This window comes from Sphingobacterium sp. PCS056, assembly GCF_023273895.1.
GTDB lineage: Bacteria > Bacteroidota > Bacteroidia > Sphingobacteriales > Sphingobacteriaceae > Sphingobacterium.
This window is the reverse complement of the sequence record NZ_CP096883.1, coordinates 2,825,933-2,847,012: the sequence shown is the minus strand read 5'-3', so window position 1 is coordinate 2,847,012 and position 21,080 is coordinate 2,825,933. Positions and strand designations below refer to the sequence as shown.

The 21,080-nt window shown below is 38.4% G+C and carries 12 protein-coding genes; 4 read left to right on the top strand and 8 right to left on the bottom strand.

Features of this window, described 5'->3' with window-relative positions; translation table 11 throughout:
* Nucleotides 1–8: 8 nt before the first annotated feature.
* From MUB18_RS11725 to MUB18_RS11700, 6 genes are all read right to left on the bottom strand, one after another.
* Nucleotides 9–3,155, bottom strand: coding sequence for a SusC/RagA family TonB-linked outer membrane protein (locus MUB18_RS11725; RefSeq protein WP_248753211.1), 3,147 nt, complete (start codon nucleotides 3,153–3,155; stop codon nucleotides 9–11).
* Between the two features lie 15 nt (nucleotides 3,156–3,170).
* Nucleotides 3,171–4,634, bottom strand: a complete 1,464-nt coding sequence (locus MUB18_RS11720; RefSeq protein WP_248753210.1) for an IPT/TIG domain-containing protein — start codon at nucleotides 4,632–4,634, stop codon at nucleotides 3,171–3,173.
* Between the two features lie 893 nt (nucleotides 4,635–5,527).
* On the bottom strand, nucleotides 5,528–6,625 hold the full coding sequence (locus MUB18_RS11715; RefSeq protein ID WP_248753209.1) for a family 43 glycosylhydrolase: 1,098 nt from the start codon (nucleotides 6,623–6,625) through the stop codon (nucleotides 5,528–5,530).
* A gap of 233 nt (nucleotides 6,626–6,858) precedes the next feature.
* Complete coding sequence (locus MUB18_RS11710) at nucleotides 6,859–8,709, bottom strand: glycoside hydrolase family 2 protein (protein ID WP_317233161.1); 1,851 nt, start codon at nucleotides 8,707–8,709, stop codon at nucleotides 6,859–6,861.
* A gap of 30 nt (nucleotides 8,710–8,739) precedes the next feature.
* The gene (locus tag MUB18_RS11705) at nucleotides 8,740–10,788 is read right to left on the bottom strand and encodes a beta-L-arabinofuranosidase domain-containing protein (RefSeq protein WP_248753208.1); all 2,049 of its coding nucleotides are present in this window, start codon (nucleotides 10,786–10,788) and stop codon (nucleotides 8,740–8,742) included.
* 300 nt (nucleotides 10,789–11,088) lie between these two features.
* Complete coding sequence (locus MUB18_RS11700) at nucleotides 11,089–12,249, bottom strand: aldose epimerase family protein (RefSeq protein ID WP_248753207.1); 1,161 nt, start codon at nucleotides 12,247–12,249, stop codon at nucleotides 11,089–11,091.
* Nucleotides 12,250–12,477: 228 nt separating this feature from the next.
* Between MUB18_RS11700 and MUB18_RS11695 the strand changes: the two genes are divergently transcribed.
* The gene (locus MUB18_RS11695; RefSeq protein WP_248753206.1) at nucleotides 12,478–15,636 is read left to right on the top strand and encodes a sensor histidine kinase; all 3,159 of its coding nucleotides are present in this window, start codon (nucleotides 12,478–12,480) and stop codon (nucleotides 15,634–15,636) included.
* Nucleotides 15,633–16,409: a response regulator gene (locus MUB18_RS11690; RefSeq protein ID WP_094772470.1), complete on the top strand. Its 777-nt coding sequence runs from the start codon at nucleotides 15,633–15,635 to the stop codon at nucleotides 16,407–16,409. Before MUB18_RS11695 ends, MUB18_RS11690 begins: the two co-directional genes overlap by 4 nt.
* 50 nt (nucleotides 16,410–16,459) lie before the next feature.
* Here the strand turns inward: MUB18_RS11690 and MUB18_RS11685 are convergent, their stop codons facing one another.
* Together MUB18_RS11685 and MUB18_RS11680 are read right to left on the bottom strand one after the other, a co-directional pair.
* Nucleotides 16,460–17,932 carry a glycoside hydrolase family 76 protein gene (locus tag MUB18_RS11685; protein WP_248753205.1) on the bottom strand — a complete coding sequence of 491 codons (1,473 nt, stop codon included), beginning with the start codon at nucleotides 17,930–17,932 and terminating at the stop codon, nucleotides 16,460–16,462.
* A 401-nt stretch (nucleotides 17,933–18,333) separates the two neighbouring features.
* Complete coding sequence (locus MUB18_RS11680) at nucleotides 18,334–19,698, bottom strand: sulfatase-like hydrolase/transferase (RefSeq protein ID WP_248753204.1); 1,365 nt, start codon at nucleotides 19,696–19,698, stop codon at nucleotides 18,334–18,336.
* A 528-nt stretch (nucleotides 19,699–20,226) separates the two neighbouring features.
* On the opposite strand from MUB18_RS11680, the gene MUB18_RS11675 reads away from it, so the two are divergent.
* A complete protein-coding gene (locus tag MUB18_RS11675) occupies nucleotides 20,227–20,376 on the top strand; it encodes a hypothetical protein (protein ID WP_248753203.1) in 150 nt (49 codons plus the stop codon).
* Nucleotides 20,357–21,052, top strand: a complete 696-nt coding sequence (locus MUB18_RS11670; RefSeq protein WP_248753202.1) for a hypothetical protein — start codon at nucleotides 20,357–20,359, stop codon at nucleotides 21,050–21,052. The genes MUB18_RS11675 and MUB18_RS11670 overlap by 20 nt, the downstream gene beginning before the upstream one ends.
* Nucleotides 21,053–21,080 lie beyond the last annotated feature (28 nt).

Here is a 21,080-nt window from a genome sequence, read left to right as displayed (position 1 = left end):
TCTTCAATTTATAAGTTAACATTGATACCTAACGTAAATGATTTAGGCAGCGGATAGTCTTCTCCTCTTGGGCTGGCAAGTTCAGGATCCCAAAGCTTAAATTTTGACCAAGTCAGCAAATTGCTTCCAACAAAAAAGATACGGATGTTATTGGTCTTGATTTGATTAGCCAATGACTTGGGTATGGAGTAACCGATATCCAATGTTTTGAGACGAAGGTATTGACCGTTTCTAAGCCAATAGGTAGACTCCCTAAAGTTATTTGGGTTTTGACCATAACTTAAACGTGGATAAGAGGCATTGGGGTTTTCAGTAGCTGGATCTCCAGAGATATCTGCAGAAATCCAACGGTTATCGCCCATTACTCCTTTCATCACTTGGCCCCACTCCCCTTCACTAAATGCATATACGGTCTTTCCGTAGGTGGAAAAAGTAGATTTTCCTGCTCCTTGAAAATGTACATTCAGATCAATTGATTTCCAACTGACCGAAGCACCGATACCATAAATCAAATTTGGCCTTCTGGTAGCGCCAATAGGCACGCGGTCGCCATCATCAATCACTCCATCGCCATTGATGTCCTTATATTTCAAGTCTCCGGGCTGATAATTTCCGAAAGTTTGGGTCGGACTGTTGCGGATATCATCATAATCCTTGAAAAGACCTAAGGCCACTAATCCTTTAGCTTGATCGACACGAAAACCGCGTTCATTCTGATAACCATATACATTATTCTCTTCGTCTTTCTCCAAAATGACATTTTTGCTGTAGGTGATGTTACTTCTTGCGGTAATATGGAATGCTCCAAGAGTTTGCTTATACTCAAATCTTCCGTCGAATCCTCGTGACTGCACCGCACCTACATTGGCTCGGGGTGTACTCTCCAGCCCCACGATCGCAGGTAAAAATCTACGTTCCATATAGATTCCTGTACGCTCTTCATCGAAGAAATCAAGGTTGGCAATAATCTTATCTTTAAATAGGGAGATATCGAATCCTAGATTTTGTTTTGTTGCCATTTCCCATGTCACATAAGGTGAGGCTACTTGTGCATATTTCATTCCTTGATAGTATCTATTGAACCCATAGTCAGCCCATTGATAGCCTCCATCTGGGATCCTGTTGCCTGCACCATCTAAAGCAAAGCTTCCGTCACTATTCCTGCGCCAGATCTCTTCAATAGTGTATAAATAAGGGAATCGCTCCTGATTGCCATTAACTCTCAGTTGATCATTGCCGACACGACCCCACGAATAACGGATCTTAAACATATTGACCCAATCCAAGTTTTCCTTGATGAAGGGTTCTTCTGATATATTCCAGGCCGCAGAAACTGCTGGAAAAAAACCATACTGCTGTCCAATAGCGAAATTTTCAGAACCGGTGTAACCAAAATTGAAATCGGTGATGTATCTATTTTTCCAGTTATAGGTGACCCTCCCTGCTAACGCCTGATTGCGTCTGGAAATTCCATTTTTGATATCGCCACCGATGTTTACAGTATTGACCAATGCGTCTCGTGTAAATCGAATCACTCCGCCAATATTATGGTGACCAAAGCTCCGGTCATAGTTGAACATTAAATCCAGAAATTCACGTCTTTCACCTTCTGCACTACTCATTTGAAACATTTCGCTGGGATTGGACACATGCGTAAAAATGAGGTTCCCATTTTCATCACGCGCACGTTCGGCACGCCACTGCTCAGGCCATTTACGGCGAGATATATTGCTTTTATTGTTGGTATCAAATCCGACTATCCCTCTGGCCCGAAGTCCTTTGGTAATAAAATCGAAATTTTGTTCGATGGAAACATTGGTCTGAATACTATTGGTCCAATTTTCATTAAAACCGGTCTGCGTGGCGACTACCCATGGATTCGTTTGGTTACCAGTGCCTATAGCAGGTACATAGCCATTGGAATACATCACTGGGGTACGGATGGGTGAATATCCAAACAGTACACCCCAGAAGTCATCATCGCCCATGCCGGGACTGTTTCGTTTGTCTAGAGATCCTGCGACACCAACTTTAGCGACCGTTGTTTTGGTGATATTAAAGTCGGTATTCAAACGATAGTTCCAGCGTTTAAAGTTTGCATTGGTGTTATAATCATTGCGCAAGGTTTCATCGATCTTATACATCCCACCTTCTTCAACATAACTACCTGAAGCAAAATAACGCGCTGTGGGTCCACCACCGCTCATATTGAGATTGGCTCTATAGGTCATCGCACCATCTTTGAGCAACAGATCTTGCCAATCTACATTTGGATATAAATCTGGATCCAAGCCCAATCGTAAAATTTCTAATTCCTCAGGCTGATAAATGGGTGCCTGATTACGGGTGATACGCGATTCATTTAAAAGATTAGCGTAGGTAACACCATCTTCAAATTGAGGGGTGATCGTACGGGTATTATAAATGGTTTCATCTTTAAAATTGATATTGATTTTCCCCTCTTTACCTCGTTTAGTCGTGATCAGAATTACTCCATTTGCTCCTCTGGAACCATATATTGCGGTTACGGCAGCATCTTTCAATACGGAAAAGGATTCGATATCTTCAATATTGATATCGTTGATATTACGCTCAATATTATCCACTAAAACCAAAGCACCTGTGCCACCGCCAAACGTGGAAATACCACGAATCCAGAATTCGGAAATATTTTTGCCTGGTTGTCCAGATTGCATCATGGCCATTACCCCTGGTACATTTCCTGCTAATGCATTAGAAAGGCTCGAAGTGGGATTGGACTTTAAGTCATTGACATTTACACTACTGACAGCTCCTGTAGAGGTCAATTGTTTTTGGGTACCTGTTCCTGTTATCACAACTTCATCCAGCACGCTGGTTTCTGATTTTTCCAGTGTCATATTTATAGCAAAAACATCTTTGATCAGCACGTCTTGTTTGATATATCCGATATACGAAAATGTCAATCGTTTATATCTTTCTACTTTGATTTTATACCGACCATTGCTATCTGTAACCGTACCTAATCCAGGTGAATCGGTTACAAAAATACTCACTCCTATTAAGGGTTGTTTTTGGGCATCAGTGACGACACCGGTTATCTCGACAATCTCTTGAGCCAACAGACTACAGGTAAAGCCGAGCAATAACATCGCTATTATTAAAAATTTTTTCATTATGAAAACCACTGATTATTCGTTAATACTTTGATCCATTTCTTCAAGTGCTATTTTACGTATTCGGCGATTTGATTGATCTCCAATGTAAAATGCACCTTCGGCTTCATTATAAGCGATACCGGAAGGTCTGTCAAAACGTGCTTCCTGCCTCAGATCTCCATCCACATAACCATATGGATTAGCATTTATACTGGAACTACCTCGTCCTGCAAAAGTGGTCACACTCCCATCTGGTTTCAGGATACGGATAGCATGATTCTGTTGATCTGTAAAATAGAAATCATATTCATCGGTTTTGCCATCAGCGACATATTTTGGATTTTTGACAAAGACTCCCTGATAAGGATTTCTCAGTCGGGCAGATGAACCTACCGCATCTTCATAACCTGCTCCTCTAAGTTGTCCACAAACCAAATACGGTTGATTGAATTGTTTTTTGTCCCAATTGTAATCCACACGAAGAATATAGTGCTGGTTGATGACCACAATGTATGCGTAGTTGCCTGTCGGATGGATCAAAATCTTATATTCCCATTGCGGATCGTGAACGACAAATAACTGTTCAAAATCTTTGACACCGAGTCCTTGATTAAAATATTTATTGAGATCGAAGCGAAAAAATTGTCCCTTCTCGTAGCTATTGAAGTACATTTCTCCATTAACGGGATGAACAGAGGCTCCATTGCACTGCCGATAGGTGGTGAGTACTTCTCTATCCTGCCATTGTCGATCACGCGACAATCTGTACGTCGCACGGTCATTTTCTCCACCGCGGTCTTCTGCTATAATCATGTATTTATGATCAATCGTAAAATCGATACTACGGGGACGGTCAAAATCTGAACGCTTTTTGGTTACGGTACTATCCTCAAAATTGATCAAGTAAAGTCCATTATTGTTGTCAAATGTCATCCAAAGATGCTTGGGATTGACGGGATCAAATTTCATAAAAGAAGGCTCCCAGAATCCACTCGCCATTTTACTTTGGTCGGCATCTTTAAATTTCCCGTCCCTCCATGGTTCATCACCACGTGAGTTTCGGTACCCTATCACGGTAGACACAACCATTTTGCGTTGATAGTCAAAAGGTTTTGCAGATTTGCCTACAACCTGTTGAGCTGGATCTCCGACCCGGACCTCAATGTCGCCATGAAAGGCTTGTCTTGGAACTAGGCAGTAGAGTGACTCTCCGAGTACACTGATTACTTTTGCCTCTTTTCCGCCAATAAGTACGTGTACATGGGTCGGGTCATTTCCAAAATTTTGCCCATAGATCACGAGGCGTTGCCCCATACCTCCCGATTTAGGACTAAAATCGGATACCACGACAGGTTTAGATGGATCAAAGGGTATGGTCTCGATGACGTTCTTATTATCATCCTTACAGCCCACTAATCCAAAACTAAGGACCATAAATGCCCATAGCAGAGTGCTGAGGAACCACCTATTGCTTTTAATAAATTGGTTAGTTATCATAAAATATAATTTGGTTAAAATTTATGTTCGAGTTTTGAGGAATGGCCATATCATTTTACTTTCTTCCTAACAAACCCGATGATCGAGGATAAAAACTTATCTTCGTATGATCTGATGAGTGAATAAATCATTCATATAAATGAAAGATGTACTCACTATGGTGTGATATGCTGATATTAAGGTGGTGTCATAAACAATTTTATTTCATCTTCTTTGGGACGAACGTATGACCGTATCGACAAAGCTCTTATCCAAGAGGCGTTTAAAATTGATATCTGCATAATTGGTTAATACTATAAAGCTAAATGGTATTAGCTTGTGATGTTAAAAAAAAGACCTGATAACGGCTTCAACTCGACGATTTATAATCTGTTATTTTTGTAATTTCCTTTCAAAAATTAATCTCCTCAAAATCAGATCAGTGTACTGATTCATACTCGTTTTTTACAGCATATGCCTGCGTCCAAAAAAGCGGCATATACATCTATAAAAGTTGCTTCTTGTTCATAACAAATAGCTTACGGCATAAATAAATCTCTAAATGGATTTCAGAAGGTTTAATTCTATAATTGATTAATCAAAAATAATCAATGTAATAAAATTGATACTATCAATTTATCTCAATAGTCTGCTTATTAGTATCATACCTATCCATGAGAGGTAAAACCCTGTATAAAATAAAAATCCATTTCCCTATTATTGAGAAGGAAATGGATGCTGGAAACCCTGAATATTGTCTTTAATCATTCTAGATGAAAGCTCGAGCTTTATTTAATTGAACATAACCAAAACAGGCATTTCATTCATCTGTTTTGAGCACATCGACCATATGCATAAGCTTGTTGCTTTTGAAAATCGACGAAGGGGTCATCGATCATGTTGGTACATACCGATTATAATATCGATTTAAAAAAAGGTGCTGCTCTGGTCATATGACTACTGGTCTGATTTTCCACTACGGGCCAATCTGCGAACCACCTGATCTGATCTAAAAGTAAAACTCGCCTATTACCTCCTGAAGAAACTCGACTTTGCTTGGGATCTATACCATGGTACAGCATCCAGTCGATACCGCTGTCATCGGTGATGATCCTTGAATTGTGGCCCGTGCCCACAAAATGGTCATTACCCTGAAGCAATAGTGTGCCAGCACCCCTGTTTTTTAAATCTCGCCCCTCTTTGTCATAATAAGGGCCTTGCAATTTTTTTGAACGTCCCACCATCATATGATAAGTGCTCTTAGCCCCTTCACAACAAGAACCTTTTGAACCAAAGAAATAGTAATACCCTTTTCGTTTGTGAATCATAACAGCTTCAAAATCTCCAGCAGCTATCTTAAACTTTTGCTGTAAATCAGAAACATGTAGTCCGTCCTGTGTAAGTGGAATTCCATACGTGCCTTGCGTATGGGCATCGCTAAAACTTCCCCAGAAAAGATAATTAGTACCCTGATCGGCAAAAAAATGTGGATCTATAGAATTGGGAACCTGAATCTCCTGACTATCGAATAGTTTACCCTGATCTAAGAATGGACCAACGGGTCGATCTGCAACCGCAACACCAATGCCCGGATTGGGGTCTCCCCAAGTGGAAAAGGCATAGTAAAGCAGGTATTTGTTTTTTACCTTGACAACATCAGGGGCCCAGATTCCTCCTGAAGTTTTCCAAGATGGTTTCTGTTGAAAGGCGGTGCCTATCCATTTCCAATGAACTAGATCTTTGGATTGCAGTATAGATACGAGACGTTCTCCGCGTTGATCTCCCCAATTATCTGCGGTGCCATATGCATAGAAATAAGGGGTCTCAGGTTCCTTGATCACCGTTGGATCTGCAAGTATGGGTTCAAATACTGGATTCAGATATGTCGCACCACCCTTGCTCGTAATCTTGCTATCTGTTGAATTTCGTTCCCTATGTCCTAAGCTACTGCATGAAATCGAAAAATAAACAATAACGACTAAACAACGCCCGATAATATTTGCTTGATTCATATGATCCCTGATTTATTTGATGTCTTAAAATACGTGGTCAAAAAAAGAACCTTGCTGCATACAGGTATGCGCAAGGTCCTACAAACCAACCTATCTAAATCTGTTTTACTTTTTTTCCTTGTCTGCTCCTATTTTGATGAAGTACTCACCTAAGATAGCTGTAGATTTAAAATCCACCCACGTATATGAGCATGCTTTAACTTCATAATATTCAGGTGAGTTGAACGATAACACTAACGTTTAAGTACAAAATCATATAGCGGCTTATGAATTGCCTTCAGTTCACTTTCTGGCATTTTCATTACTTTCCGATCATAGGTCATGAGCCCATTTGTTTCCACTTCTACATCTGTGGTCTGTGTATAAACGGCAGCTGATAATCCCATTGGAATTAAGCGGTTTAAATCATGGATGAGTCTTTTATACCGGTCCAATAGCTCTGTTTTGTTTTTAAAACTTTGATACCCCCAGTTGTCCTTTTGCTGCCAAGAATGACCTTCTACGGGTAAACCTAAGCCGCCAAATTCTCCTAATGCTAATACTTGGTTGGCTCCAAATAAAGACGGATCGGGCATGGCGGCATCAGGATAATTGTGGATGTCGAGTATATGTCCTGTTTCCATGAAATTGCCACCGCTAGCACTGTTGACCAAACGAGAGGGGTCATTTGCCATGGTCCATTCTGTAATTTCCTTAGTCTTAAATTGTCCCCATGCTTCATTGAAAGGTACCCAGATGACAATACTTGGGAAGTTATGCAACACTTCCATAATCGCTTTCCATTCTTTGCGATAATATTGTTCTGATATTGCTGATCGGGTTTTGTCACGATCACCTCCTGAAATTTTTCCCGGTTGCATATCCCAGTTATTGCCTCCAAGATCACCACTTGGCATATCTTGCCACACCAACATACCAATACTGTCGCAGTGACGGTACCAACGTGCTGGCTCCACCTTAATATGTTTTCGGATCATATTAAATCCCATTTCCTTAGTCTTGACGACATCAAATTTTAACGCTTCATCAGATGGTGCAGTATGCAAGCCGTCTGGCCACCAACCTTGATCCAAAGGTCCATATTGAAATGTAAATTTATTATTAAGCATTAATCGTTGAATACCGTCTTTATCCTTTTGCATCGATATCTTACGCATCGCAAAATAACTTTTTACCTGATCGATCAGCTTACCTTTTCGTAGCAGTTGAATTTCTAGATCATAAAGCTTTGGATTGGAAGGAGACCACGATTCAGCATTTGGAATAGCCATGGTAAACGCCTGGTTGGGTTCACCCGATTGTTCCTGCATAACCCGATTACCATCTAAGGCTTTTACTTTAATCTGGTCACCTGGTTGGCTGACGGCCACTAAAGCCTCAAATGTCAAATTTCCTTCATCTAAGTCCGGAGTTTGCTTGGTACTGACGATGTGACTTTGTGGAACACTCTCTAACCAAACCGTTTGCCATATCCCCGTCACTGGGGTGTACCAGATTCCATTGGGATGATTCACCTGTTTTCCGCGCGGTTGAGGGCCATCATCTGTCGGATCCCATACCCGAATAACAATATCTTGTTTGGTTCCTTTTTTAAGAAATGTAGAAATATCCATCGTAAAGGGATCGAATCCACCTTCATGTCTGCCGACCAATTGTTTATTGACAAATACATCACACTGCCAATCTACCGCACCAAAATGTAATAGAACTTTATTTTTTTGAACCGCTTTATCTAAAGTAATGCTATTGCTATACCACAATGCTTTATCCTTACCTACTTCTTTTCCTACACCAGACAACGCTGATTCAACGGCAAAAGGCACCAAGATATCACCTTCCCATTGGGTTGGAATTTCCGTGGCACCAACAGCTGTGATGGCATACTTCCAAAGTCCATTTAGATTTTGCCAATTGTTTGAGCGCACAAGCTGTGGTCTTGGATATTCGGGATGAGGTTTTTGAACATTCACTTGTTCTCCCCAAGAAGTTAAAATACGCGAACCTGCAGGTTTCCAATCTTGTGCAAAGTTCATCTGTACGGTCATCAATAAGCTTGCAAATAATAAGGTTTTCTTCATCATCATAAAGGTGTAATCATTAAAATCTATCTATTACTATTTTACAGTTGGAAAAGCTGCGATCCGTAATCGTGCTGCTCCCATTGGAATCAATTCCACTTCCTGTATTTTTGTTTCGGTACTTACTGGACTGAGAGGCAACACAGCAGTCAGTCCATGCGCATCGATCTTCCATTCGGGTATTATCTTCGCTTTCACCAGAATTGAAATGGGTACAGCATGGGCTTCAAAGGGAAATCCATCTTTTGGCCATGCTTTTTTTACAACTTTTAATTGCTTTAAATCTGTCAATTGCTCGGGTACTAACCCATAGTTCCAATCGCTCTGCGGAAGTATTTCAAAAGAAGGCCATTTGGACGGATCAGCAGTCTCTTGCCATTTGGAATCCCCTATAGCCGATTGCTTACTGTCTTTCTGTATATAATTTTCTTTTATTTTCAAAGCGTAGGTCAACGGTCCTCGATTGATACTGACCGAGTTTTTATTTGCAGCCCATTGTTTAACTTGGATTTCCATAGGCAAGACCAACTCCATCAGATCACCATCTTTCCACATACGATCTACTTTGATATACTTTCCATTGCCGACGATATCAGTAGTTTTACCATTGATTTTAAGCTTCATATCTTTTGTCCAGGCAGGAATGCGCAGATAAAAGGGAAACTCTACTTGCTTGGACGTTGTTGTTATTTTAAATGAAATCGTCTCGTCGAATGGATAATTGGTTTCTTGCTGAATATGTACACGTTGATTATTAGCGACTTTCACGTCTGCTTTGGATGCTGCATAAAGCACTGCTGCGACCCCATTATCATTTGTGCCCATATATAGGTGTTCGGCATAGTAGGGCCAACCTTGGCTATGATTATGCTGGCAACATCTGGAACTAAAGGGATTCATCATCAAAAATGGTCCACTATTATCAATCCCCGGAGCATGGTTGCGACTATCGCTCAAACTCATATTGGGACTTGTAATATAACGTAATGCCTTAAAATCTGCGGTTACTGCTGCAGGATAGGTGTTGAATGCGACATCTTCTGCGTGATCTGCCCAAAAAGGATCTCCAGTGATACCTAGTAAAATTTCATTGGAAGCCATCTGCTCGACCATCCCACAGGTTTCGACTCCTTGTCGTGGATCGGTATAACCTGGACGGGCATTTTCATCCGCTCCAAACATACCACCAGGTACCTGCCCAAACACCTGTCTGACAAAATGAAAATTGTCGTAGGTAGCTTTCAAATCATCTGGAGATTGACTTTTTAAATAATAAGTTGCTGGCTCACGAAAACATTGTGCAACATTCACATTATGCCAATTGGGTAAATCATTCATCTGTTTCCAATTTGCGGTATTGCGGTGAATTTTATCAGCCAATTGCATCAGCCATTCATTTCCTTGGGTGCGATTGTATAACCAGTATACGGACAGCAAATTGTCTCCGCCACGGCTATTCTCCCAATAATCCTTTAAAAAGAAGCTATCTGGAAGTTGCAGCTGCCATTTGAAATATTTGGTCATCAGATCGAGTACCCGAGGATCAGGACTGTATTCATAATAAGATTGTAGGCACCAAAGCATGATCATATTGCCCCATAAATCGGGCTTATTGTTCCTTAGGATCAAAGGACCAAAGTAGCCATCGGGACGCTGACTTTGAATAGCGCCTTCTAACCAAATTTTAGATTCAGCCAAAATTTTAGGATCTTTTAAGATATAGCCCAGATGCGCATACCCTTTTAACCAATAGGGAACTTCTTCCCATCCAAAATCACCTTTGCCATCGGGACTCAACCAGGCATTATTTTTCTTGGACAACCAAGCACTGATCTCTCCTAAATGCCCTGTCAATCCCTCTTTTTGCAATGCTAAATATTTACCCAGCCAACCCATAGGAACAATATTACCTACAGGAATTTTGAGTAGTACATTTTGCTTTAGTGGTAACCTATTATTGATATAATTGCTGTTTTTCCCGTTTACAGGCAACTGTTCAACAACTGCAACAGATCCTTTTTGAGCGGATGTCGAAATCCAAATACATACTGAAAAAACTAAAAAAACTATTTTTTTTGTGATCATAACAAGTTTAATTTTGGAACCAACAACTCGTTTTTAAGTTATTCTATGTTCCTACTCCACACATTTTTAATACTGGTATATGAGTAATAATAATGGACCTCTTATTAGGTTACTGTGTTTAATTACTGGTTATCCAAATTTAAGATTTAACAGGGCAATTTAGCTTGCTTATCTTCTCAATAATGTGCGTATTTGTATCATTTGCTGATATCAGGTAAAACCTTTTCCAATGAATACCTGAAAAAGCACTTTCCTTTATAGGAAAAGTGTTTGGTTCGATGATTGAAAAAACAGCGCTCATCACTGAAGGGAAAATCGATACAGCGATTTTGTCTTATAGATCTGACCGGGAAGTAACACTGTTGAAGGAAAATTAGGTTGATTGGGGGAATCTGGAAAATGTTGTGGCTCTAAACAAAATGCCGTTCTGAACGAGTCTTTTTTACCATTTTTTAACTGGACTTTTTCATTCATAAAATTGCCACTATAAAATTGAATTCCTGGTTCTTCGGTCAAAATATCCATCACAATTCCGGATTGATCGCCTACCACTTGAGCTGCCTTATACCAGTCTCCTTCTTTTTGTTTATTTAAAACAAAATTATGATCATATCCCTTTCCATAAGACAGCTGGCGATCATGAGCATTCATATCTCGACCAATTGCTTTTTTGACGGTAAAGTCAAAAGGTGTTCCGATTACTTTCTCCAGTTTTCCTGTTGGAATCAACGTGCTATCAACGGGTGTAAATTCATCAGCATATAGTTTAATCTGATGATTTAATATGGAGCCACTACCTTCTCCATTTAAGTTAAAATATGCATGATTGGTGAGGTTTATTACTGTTTTCTTATCCGACTGTGCCTGATAAGCAATAGTCAATTCATTTTGTTCATTTAGAGCGTAGGTTACTTGCATCGCTATATTTCCAGGAAATCCTTCTGATCGATCTGGTAAAGTATAGGCAAATGTGATCGATGAATCATTTTTAGCTTTTACTGTCCAATTGGCAAAATGAACGCCATTAAAACCGCCGTGTAAAGTATTGACACCATTGTTAACGGCTAATTGGTAAGCATGTCCATCCAATTGAAACGTTCCTTTTGCGATCCGGTTTCCAAATGGACCGACAATTGTTCCAAAATACGGTTCGGCCGGGTTATGATAATCACTTGCTTTTGCAAAACCTAAAACGACATCCCGCAAATTACCCTGTTTATCCGGTACCCAAAGACCGACAATACGGGCTCCAAAATTGGTCAAATAGGCCTGCACTCCCTGTTTATTTTTCAATTCAAATAAATGCACCTCTTGATCATTTATTTTCCCTGCAAATGCGTTGCTATCCATGTGCATAGTCATCGCGGGTTCATCCTTAGCCTTAGTGGCATTCTTTTGCTGACACCCTACTACAACAAAAAGGATACTGACCACACCGATATACTTTATTTTTATCTTCATATTTACTTTATTTTGATGGCTTGATTAAGGTTTATAATGGGAATACTATTGATCAAGTTAAGCGATTTAGTTGATCAATAAATGAAATAATTGTATATAAAAGTTATGATTTACTTTTATATTTTTTATCTTCATCTTTGCAAGTACTAAAATCCTAAATTTAGAAAATATTGATCATCGAAATCGTTTCATAATGTTGCTGTTTTGTATCAATTACCAATTATAGACATGATAAAAATTAAACTGTTGCTTCTTTATTTGGCCTATCTTTTATTTTGTACGAATACCTATGCTCAACCTTATTATTTCAATCATTACCAAATAAATGAAGGATTGTCTAATAATGCAGTGATCTGCAGTATGCAAGATAGTTATGGATTTTTATGGTTTGGTACTAAAGATGGTTTAAATCGTTTTGATGGAAATAGCTTTAAACAGTTTACCTCATCCCAGCAAAATCCACATAGTCTTGGGAGCAATTCAATTATTTCTCTCAAAGAAGATGATCAAAAGAACATGTGGATCGGTACGGATCAAGGAATTTATTCTTATGATCCGATTTATGAAAGATTTAAAATATTGGATGAGAAATTTCGAAGTACGGAAGTCCCGGTGATCACCACTGATCGTAAGCACAGACTATGGTTTATTTCCAATGGTATGTTATATGTGCATAACCTCGTGAACAAGAAAACAAAACAAATCACCCATTCAGATCTATACATCACCTCGATATGCAGCACACGTACAGGAAAATTATACTTTGGCACTCCGGAAGGCGTGATCTATGAAGTTGATGAACGGGACAAACTTCATATACTTCTAGACTTTACCAGTACATTTGAAAAGAAAGATTGGTATAGCATCGAGAAAATCGTCGAAACAAAAACCGGAGAATTATTGATCGGAACTTCAAAAGCAGGTGTTTTTTTATATGATGGAAAACAAAAAAACATCACGTCTATACTAGGTCATAAGCAATTGAAACAATTTTTGTATGTGCGCGATATTATACAACCAAATGATCATGAATATTGGTTTGCCACCGAATCTGGATTATTTATCTATCAAATAGCGACTCAAACATTCCTAAATTTACGAAAGGAAAAGCATAATCAATGGGGGATTTCTGATGATGCGATCTATAATATACTTCAAGACAAAGATAAAGGGATATGGCTAGGTACTTATTTTGGTGGTCTCAATTATTATCATGCACATAATAGTATCATTGAGAAAATTTTACCTGGTGATCAACCATCAAACCTGCAAGGATCTGTTGTACGAGCGATAAAAAAAGACAAACAGGGAAATATTTGGATGGGTACTGAAAACGGAGGAATCTCAAAATGGGATCTTTCAACCCATACGATCCAAAATTTCACCAGTCAAAATAGTGCATTGGCGAATAATAATATTCATGGACTACTACCAATTAAAGATCAATTATTAATTGGCGCTTTTGTCAATGGTCTTGATATATTTGATCTAAAAAGATTACAGGTTACTCACCATTTAGATCGAAATAGTTATCGAAATTCTGAACTTGAAAGTAATTTTATATTTCATCTTTATCAAACAAAAAATGGTGATATTTTAGCCGCTTCGACACGTGGCCTCTACCGGTTTGACTTGGATACCAAGCAATTTTTCTTAATCAAAAATGTACCTGCTTATATTTTTTATACATGTATATTGGAAGATTTTGAAGGTAATATTTGGATTGGAACTTGGCGTGATGGTTTATTTTGCTATAACCCGAAGACCAAATACTTTAAACATTATACGCATCAAAGCAATGACCCAAAAGCACTACCGAACAATCGGATCAATAGTTTATTTGAAGATTCCAACAGGCAGCTTTGGATCGCTACAGAGGGTGGAGTGGCCAAGAAAGAAATCCATAACAATGGATTTAAATGCATCAATATGCAAAATGGAATGCCCAGCAATGTTATCTTATCATTTTTGGAAGATAACCAAAACAATATGTGGATCGCGACTTCAAAAGGATTGGTTAGATATAATCCCAAAAATCAAAAAATAAGAACTTATAATATGGAGTCTGGTTTACCAACGCTTCAATTCAATTACAATTCATCGTTCGATGATGAAAATGGAAACTTCTATTTTGGCTCCATCAATGGTTTGATTCGATTTAGACCAGAGCGGCTCAATGCCATCAATTATTCCACAACAACTCCTATTTTTATTACAGATCTTACGGTCAATAATCGAGAAGTAAACCAGACAGATGATTCTACGATTCTGAAAAAATCAATTTTATTTACAGAAAATATTCAGCTGAAGCACGACGAATCTTCGTTTAGCCTCGATTTTGCAGCTCTACATTACCAGGCTCCGCACTCTATAAGCTACAGCTATAAAATGGAGGGAGTAGATGACAAATGGAATCATATCAAAGGGAATCCACGCGCATATTTTACCAAACTGGCGCCAGGAAAATATACGTTTATGATTAAAGCTGAAGATCCCAATGGGCTAGCAATTCCACAACTTAAAACGTTAAAAATAGAAATATTGCCGCCCATCTGGGCAAGCCTACCTGCATATTTCATATATGGACTTATTATCATTGGACTGGTCGCTTTTATCATCCATCATTTTAATGAAAAAATAAAACAGCGCAACAGGCAACATATCTTGACCATACAAAATCTTAGAGATCATGAATTGTATCGATCTAAAATCAATTTTTATACCGATGTTGCCCATGAAATTCGAACACCCTTAACGCTGATCAAAGCACCATTGGAAAAATTAATGGATAAAGTGGACCGCAATCCTGCGATAGATAAACTGTTGCAGACGATGGAAAATAATACGAATAAGCTCATCGATCTGAGCAATCAATTATTGGATTTCAGAAAAGTAGAGGCTGAAGGATTTAAATTAAACTTTGATTCACAACATGTCAGTCTCATCTTACAGGAAATCATCAATAACTTTTTGATCACCTTGATCGCCCAAAACCGGGTCCTTAATCAGGATATTGATCCAAATATCACGGCTTTCATTGATCGGGATGCTTTCGAGAAAATTTGTTATAATCTGCTTAACAATGCATTAAAATATGCGGATCGACACATCACAATTTGTTTGAAAAGTGATCCATACAAAAATGCATTTATACTGACTATCAAGAATGATGGTCCGATTATTCCTACTGCAGATCAAGATCACATTTTTGAACCTTTTAATCGCGTAAAGCGAAGTAAAAGCATTTCTGGAAGTGGACTGGGACTTGCCCTAACAAAATCACTCACCTTAAAGCATCAAGGTACAATAGTCTATCACACGGACGAATCTTGCCTCAACATATTTGTATTAACAATACCTTTAAATCAAAGCTCAATATCATCATGAAAAATGCAAAAGCCAATATCTTATTAATCGACGATCATCAAGAATTGCTGGAATTTATTGCGGATGATCTCTGTGAAGAATACCATGTTCAAACCAGCAACAATGGTGTAGAAGCCTTGAAACTGATGGAATCGGATAATTTTGATTTAATTATTAGCGATGTGATGATGCCGGAAATGGATGGATATGAATTGTGTCAACATATCAAAGAAAATATGGCATACTCGCATATTCCGGTCATCTTACTGACGGCGAAAAACAGCATCGAATCGAAAATACAAGGCTTGGAGTTTGGTGCTGATGCTTACATTGAAAAGCCATTTTCGCCTGCTTTTCTAAAGGCTCAAATCGCTAGTCTGCTAAAAAATAGGCTTAAAGTAAAAGCTTTTTTCGTGAGTAATCCGCTATCACAGATACAAAGTATCGGACAAAATCCAAGTGATCAGGAATTTCTACAGAAAGTGGATGATATTATTCAGCTTCACTTGGAGGATCCGAAATTCAATGTGGACCGCATGGCCGATATCTTGTGCATGAGCAGACCAACACTCTATCGAAAAATCAATGTTGTTTCGAGCCTATCTCCTAATGAATTAATTAACCTGACCCGGCTGCGAAAAGCCGCAGAATTGCTAGCACAACGAAAATTCAAAATCTATGAAATCTCCAATTTACTGGGTTACAGCTCTGCCACTCATTTTTCACGTAACTTTCAAAAGCAATTTGGAGTAAGTCCATCTGAATTCTTAGATCAGCAAAAACTGCATTCTTAACCAAATACAAAAAAGACCTCATGTGAAACGCATGAGGTATTTTTTGATGTTTATTTAGTTTTGTTCTTTTTTTCTACTTCATATTGCGATAATATGGCATATTGGGCTGCATAGGTAAACATGAACATCGCTTCCACATTATTCTTGTTTTTATCTGCATCCCAGCCCGCTAATAAATCTGTTGGTAAAAAACCATCCTTCAGGAAGTGCTCATAACCATAATCCAGATTCTTTTGAAAAGACTCCATGTAACTTCCCGCTTTTTTATCATGACGATAATTATTAAAGAATCCTCGGAGTAGGATACCGTTAAACCAATTGTTGAATCCCGAGGATTCGTAAGTATAATATGCTGGAATCTGTTTTCCGATTTTGGCAAAATACTGAAAACTAGCCTGACATAATAACTGTGCATCTTCCCGGTATTTTTTTGATTTTGTTACACGATATAGATCTGCAGCTCCAGAAATCATGGTCCCGCTGTTATAGGAAAATGAGGGACCGACAGCAGTTTTCAAGAATGTATTTGCTCGGTATCTTGTTCCATGAACAGTTTCATACGCAATAGAACAATCTGGAGAGCAATCTCCCATCATATCTGTATAAACACCTTGATTGTTTAAAAGATAACGTTTTTGCCAATCGTAGACTTTTTGTGCAAAACTCAAATAATAATCACCTTTACTGACCATTTTGGAACGTCGTGATTTTATATCTTTTGTATCGATATAGCGATGTTCGATCTGATCGGACTTGTTCTTATAGATTTCATGCAGCCATACTAAAGGGCTAACCATGGGGCCATTGCTGCAGGCATGCTTCGTTACATAACCAGGACCCCAAGGAATACCACCATGTTCTTTACCTTTTTCATCTAGCGTACTATCCCAACCATCAAGCACATATGCCGTCAAATACTCAGCCTTCTCTAAAAAGACCTGATCATTGGTAAGGTGATAGGCATCTAATAATTCACGCACAAGCCACATTTGATCATCATAGACATTCAATATACCGCTAACATTCGCTTTGCCTTTTTCCCGAACACGGTCTACGGCGTAAACGGTCCACTCTTTTTCTTGTGTAAATGAAGTCAGCGTAAAAGTGCCTAGATAATAATCAGCATTATTAAATAGTTTCTTGAGCAAATCGACATAACGATTATAATGTTGATCATACAAAATTGTATTACCGTTTTCCTTTTGGAGCTTGAGACTTGTCAAGACAGCATTGACCGCTTCGATAGATGCCGTATACATCCAAACACTACCTCTTTCTGTAGAATGCTCTTTCGTGTCCGGATTGTAAAATCTAGCCATGGTCATCTCATCACCTGAAAAATAGGTGGAAACAGATTTGTCAACAAGTTGAATCGAACGTAATAAATTTTGAGTTTGTAGATCTGGTATAATGTTGCCATTTCTGCCCGTTGGTAACGCGGCATGTGTAGGCATTAAAAAACAAAACTGTACAAACAGTATAGCATAGGTCAAGATGCTTGGTAGCTTTCTTAAAAATTTCATAAGAAGTATCTGGTTTATATGTAGTCAGAATTTTGCCCATGATGTGCGCATTGAATTCTAGAACAAGATAAGTATAGTCGATTAATTTTAAGGCTAAAAAGGAGTACATATATAAAATAAAACAATAACTCCATTGTATATTATGCAATAACGTATTGAAAAGAGCAAAAACACAACATGATGTAACAAAGATTTTATTTCATTTGATTGATTTTTTGATACTATTAACGCATTAAGATGTTGAAAAATCAGTTACTAACGATCTAATTATCCAAAAAGATGGATGCAGTATATCTGGGCGGACTCCACAGAAAGTAGCATAATCTGAATAATTTTTGCTACACGAAAAATGATTATAGAGCTGCGTGATATCATTTGAGGTACTATTTGGTGCTGAAAAATTATTCTGTTTGATCAAAAGAAGCAAATACCGTTTTCAGCTCTGCCATTTTTTCTGGATATTGATGGATCAAATTGGTCCGTTCGCTAGGATCCCACGCAACATTAAACAATTCTTCAACCGTTTCTTCGGTTTTACCTGATATCAAATTGGTTCGCTGTTTGACAATCCTGTATTTCCAATCGCCAACCTTTACTGCCTCTGGCTTACCGTAATTGACCAAAAATATCGGTCTGTGATTATAATGTAAATCAGGATCCTTGCCTTCTAGCAAAGTACGAATCGATTGTCCATCCAATTTTCTATCTGGTAAAGAAGATCCTGTCCAAGAAGCAATAGTTGGTAAAATATCTAGATTGCTGATAGAAGAACGAATAACTTTTCCTTGAGGAATGATCCCCTTTCCGAAAACAATAAAAGGGACGCGCGCACCGCCTTCATAAGTCAGCGCTTTCGAGCCTTTAAATACTCCTGCAGTTCCGACATGCCAGTTTTTCGTCTCGCCATCATCTGCCATACGTGCTGGATATTCTATCCAAGGTCCATTATCACTTGAAAACATCAATATGGTATTTTTATCCAGACCTTTCGCTTCTAATGCGTGCCATAATTGAGCAATATATTGATCCAGCTCATACAACACCGCCCCAAGGGGACCTGCATTTTGTGCATTAGCATAAGGATTTTTCTTGTTTGAAAATGCCAATGGAAGATGTGGAAAATTATGGGCATAATACAAAAAGAACGGTTTATCTTTTTTTTGCTTATTGATAAATTGAAGCGCTTCACGATGATAATGTTGACTAAGATCTGAGTCATCAGGTGCAAATACTTCAGGAGTACGATTTCTAAAAAGTTTAATCACTGTATCCGTTTTGACATATGGAGCACGGTAATCGTGGCTATATAGCATACCGTAAAAGAAATCAAATCCTTGTGCATTGGGTAGCGATTCTGCTTTATCACCAAGATGCCATTTTCCTACCAAAGCTGTTCGATAGCCCCGCTGTTTTAACATTTCAGCGATCGTTACCTCAGCATCAGGTAGACCTAAATCAGAACCAGGACCGATCGGCTGAGGCAAGTTATAGCGAGAAGCATAGCGCCCGGTCAATAGCGATGCGCGAGAGGGTGTACATGAAGGAGTGGAAACAACATAATTTGTAGCCCGTACACCTTTGCTTGCTAATGAATCTAAGAATGGAGTCTGAATATTCGGACTGCCATAAGAACCTAAATCGGAATACCCCATATCATCGGTCAATATAAATATAATATTAGGGGGTTGTTTTTGCCCGTATGATAAGAAACTAAAGCATATGCCTATCAATAATAACCATTCTTTGAAGCGCAACAAGATGTTCATAATAATGAGTTCTGGTTTAAATTAATCATAATAGCAGTCCAATGGTGCTGTTGATCGTACAAGTATAAATGAATATTATTAATAAATTAAGCTGATTGATATAAATATAGATATTAAATACGAAAACGATATCGCTGGATATTTTCATAAATTATGTTCAATAATCAATATATCCAAGCATATTAGTAATAGCATCATAACCGCAAATAACATCATTTAAATGTCAAACAAATGGTAAGAAAGGATGTCTTTTCTTTATCAGGATGCTGATTAACAAAGGTCTTAAAACGATTATCAATCAGCATAAAAAAAAATCATAACACTCATTATCAACACTATAATTAACAACAAATCATCTAACACCCTATATACCATAAAATTTATATAGGCCATTCAATTGCTTTTATAGATCATGTAACGCTGCACTTGAAGTAAAAACAAGTACACGTCATTGTTGAATTTTATACCTTTGCCCAACATGGGTTTCCCTTTATCTACCCACCTCATTTTTTCAATAAAAAGAGTTACATGCGAAGCAATACTATACATTCAAAAAAATCATTTGCACCTACACTAATTGCTTTTGCATTAGTACCGATTTCAGGTTTGGCTACCGATATCTATTTACCATCAATGCCGCAGATGGCGCTCGAACTTTATGTTGCTGGCAGCATATAGTGCTATTCTATTTGTATTGGAACTAATTTTTTCTGCCGAAACTATACGTAAAAAGAACCCGCTACAACTGAATTATTTAGTGACCGAATTTAAAACCATGCTTCAAACCAAAGATTTTACCTTCGGTGTATTGATGTGTGGTATAAGTTATGGATTGGTCATGTTTTATAATCTCAGTGGACCGTTCTTTATCGAGCACAACCTAGGCTTTAGTTCTATTACGACCGGCTATATTTCATTACTGATGGGACTTGCATGGATGTCAGGTGGATTTATAGGGCGAGCCCTTATCCAGAAATCTTTGTTGCCAAAATTACAAATGGCTAATTATCTACAAATAGGTTTTATCGTTGTGATGATCTTCATATCACCATATGCCACCAATATTTACACCTTATCGTTATTTGCTTTTCTCATCCATGTGACTGCAGGGTTTATATTCAATAACTATTTTGGGTACTGCCTGGGTCGTTTTCCTTCATCAGCTGGAATAGCAGGTGGACTCGCAGGAGGTATTACGTATCTGGTCACTTCGGCATTAAGCTATATTGTCGTGAGTCTCGTGAATCCAGATACCCAAACTGAAATTGGAATAGGCTACGCTATTTTTGCATTTTTAGGGTTTGTTACACTGATCATCATCAAGCTTAAAAAAGCTTATAGACAATGGATATAGGAAACCAAACTATAAAATAAAGAATGCC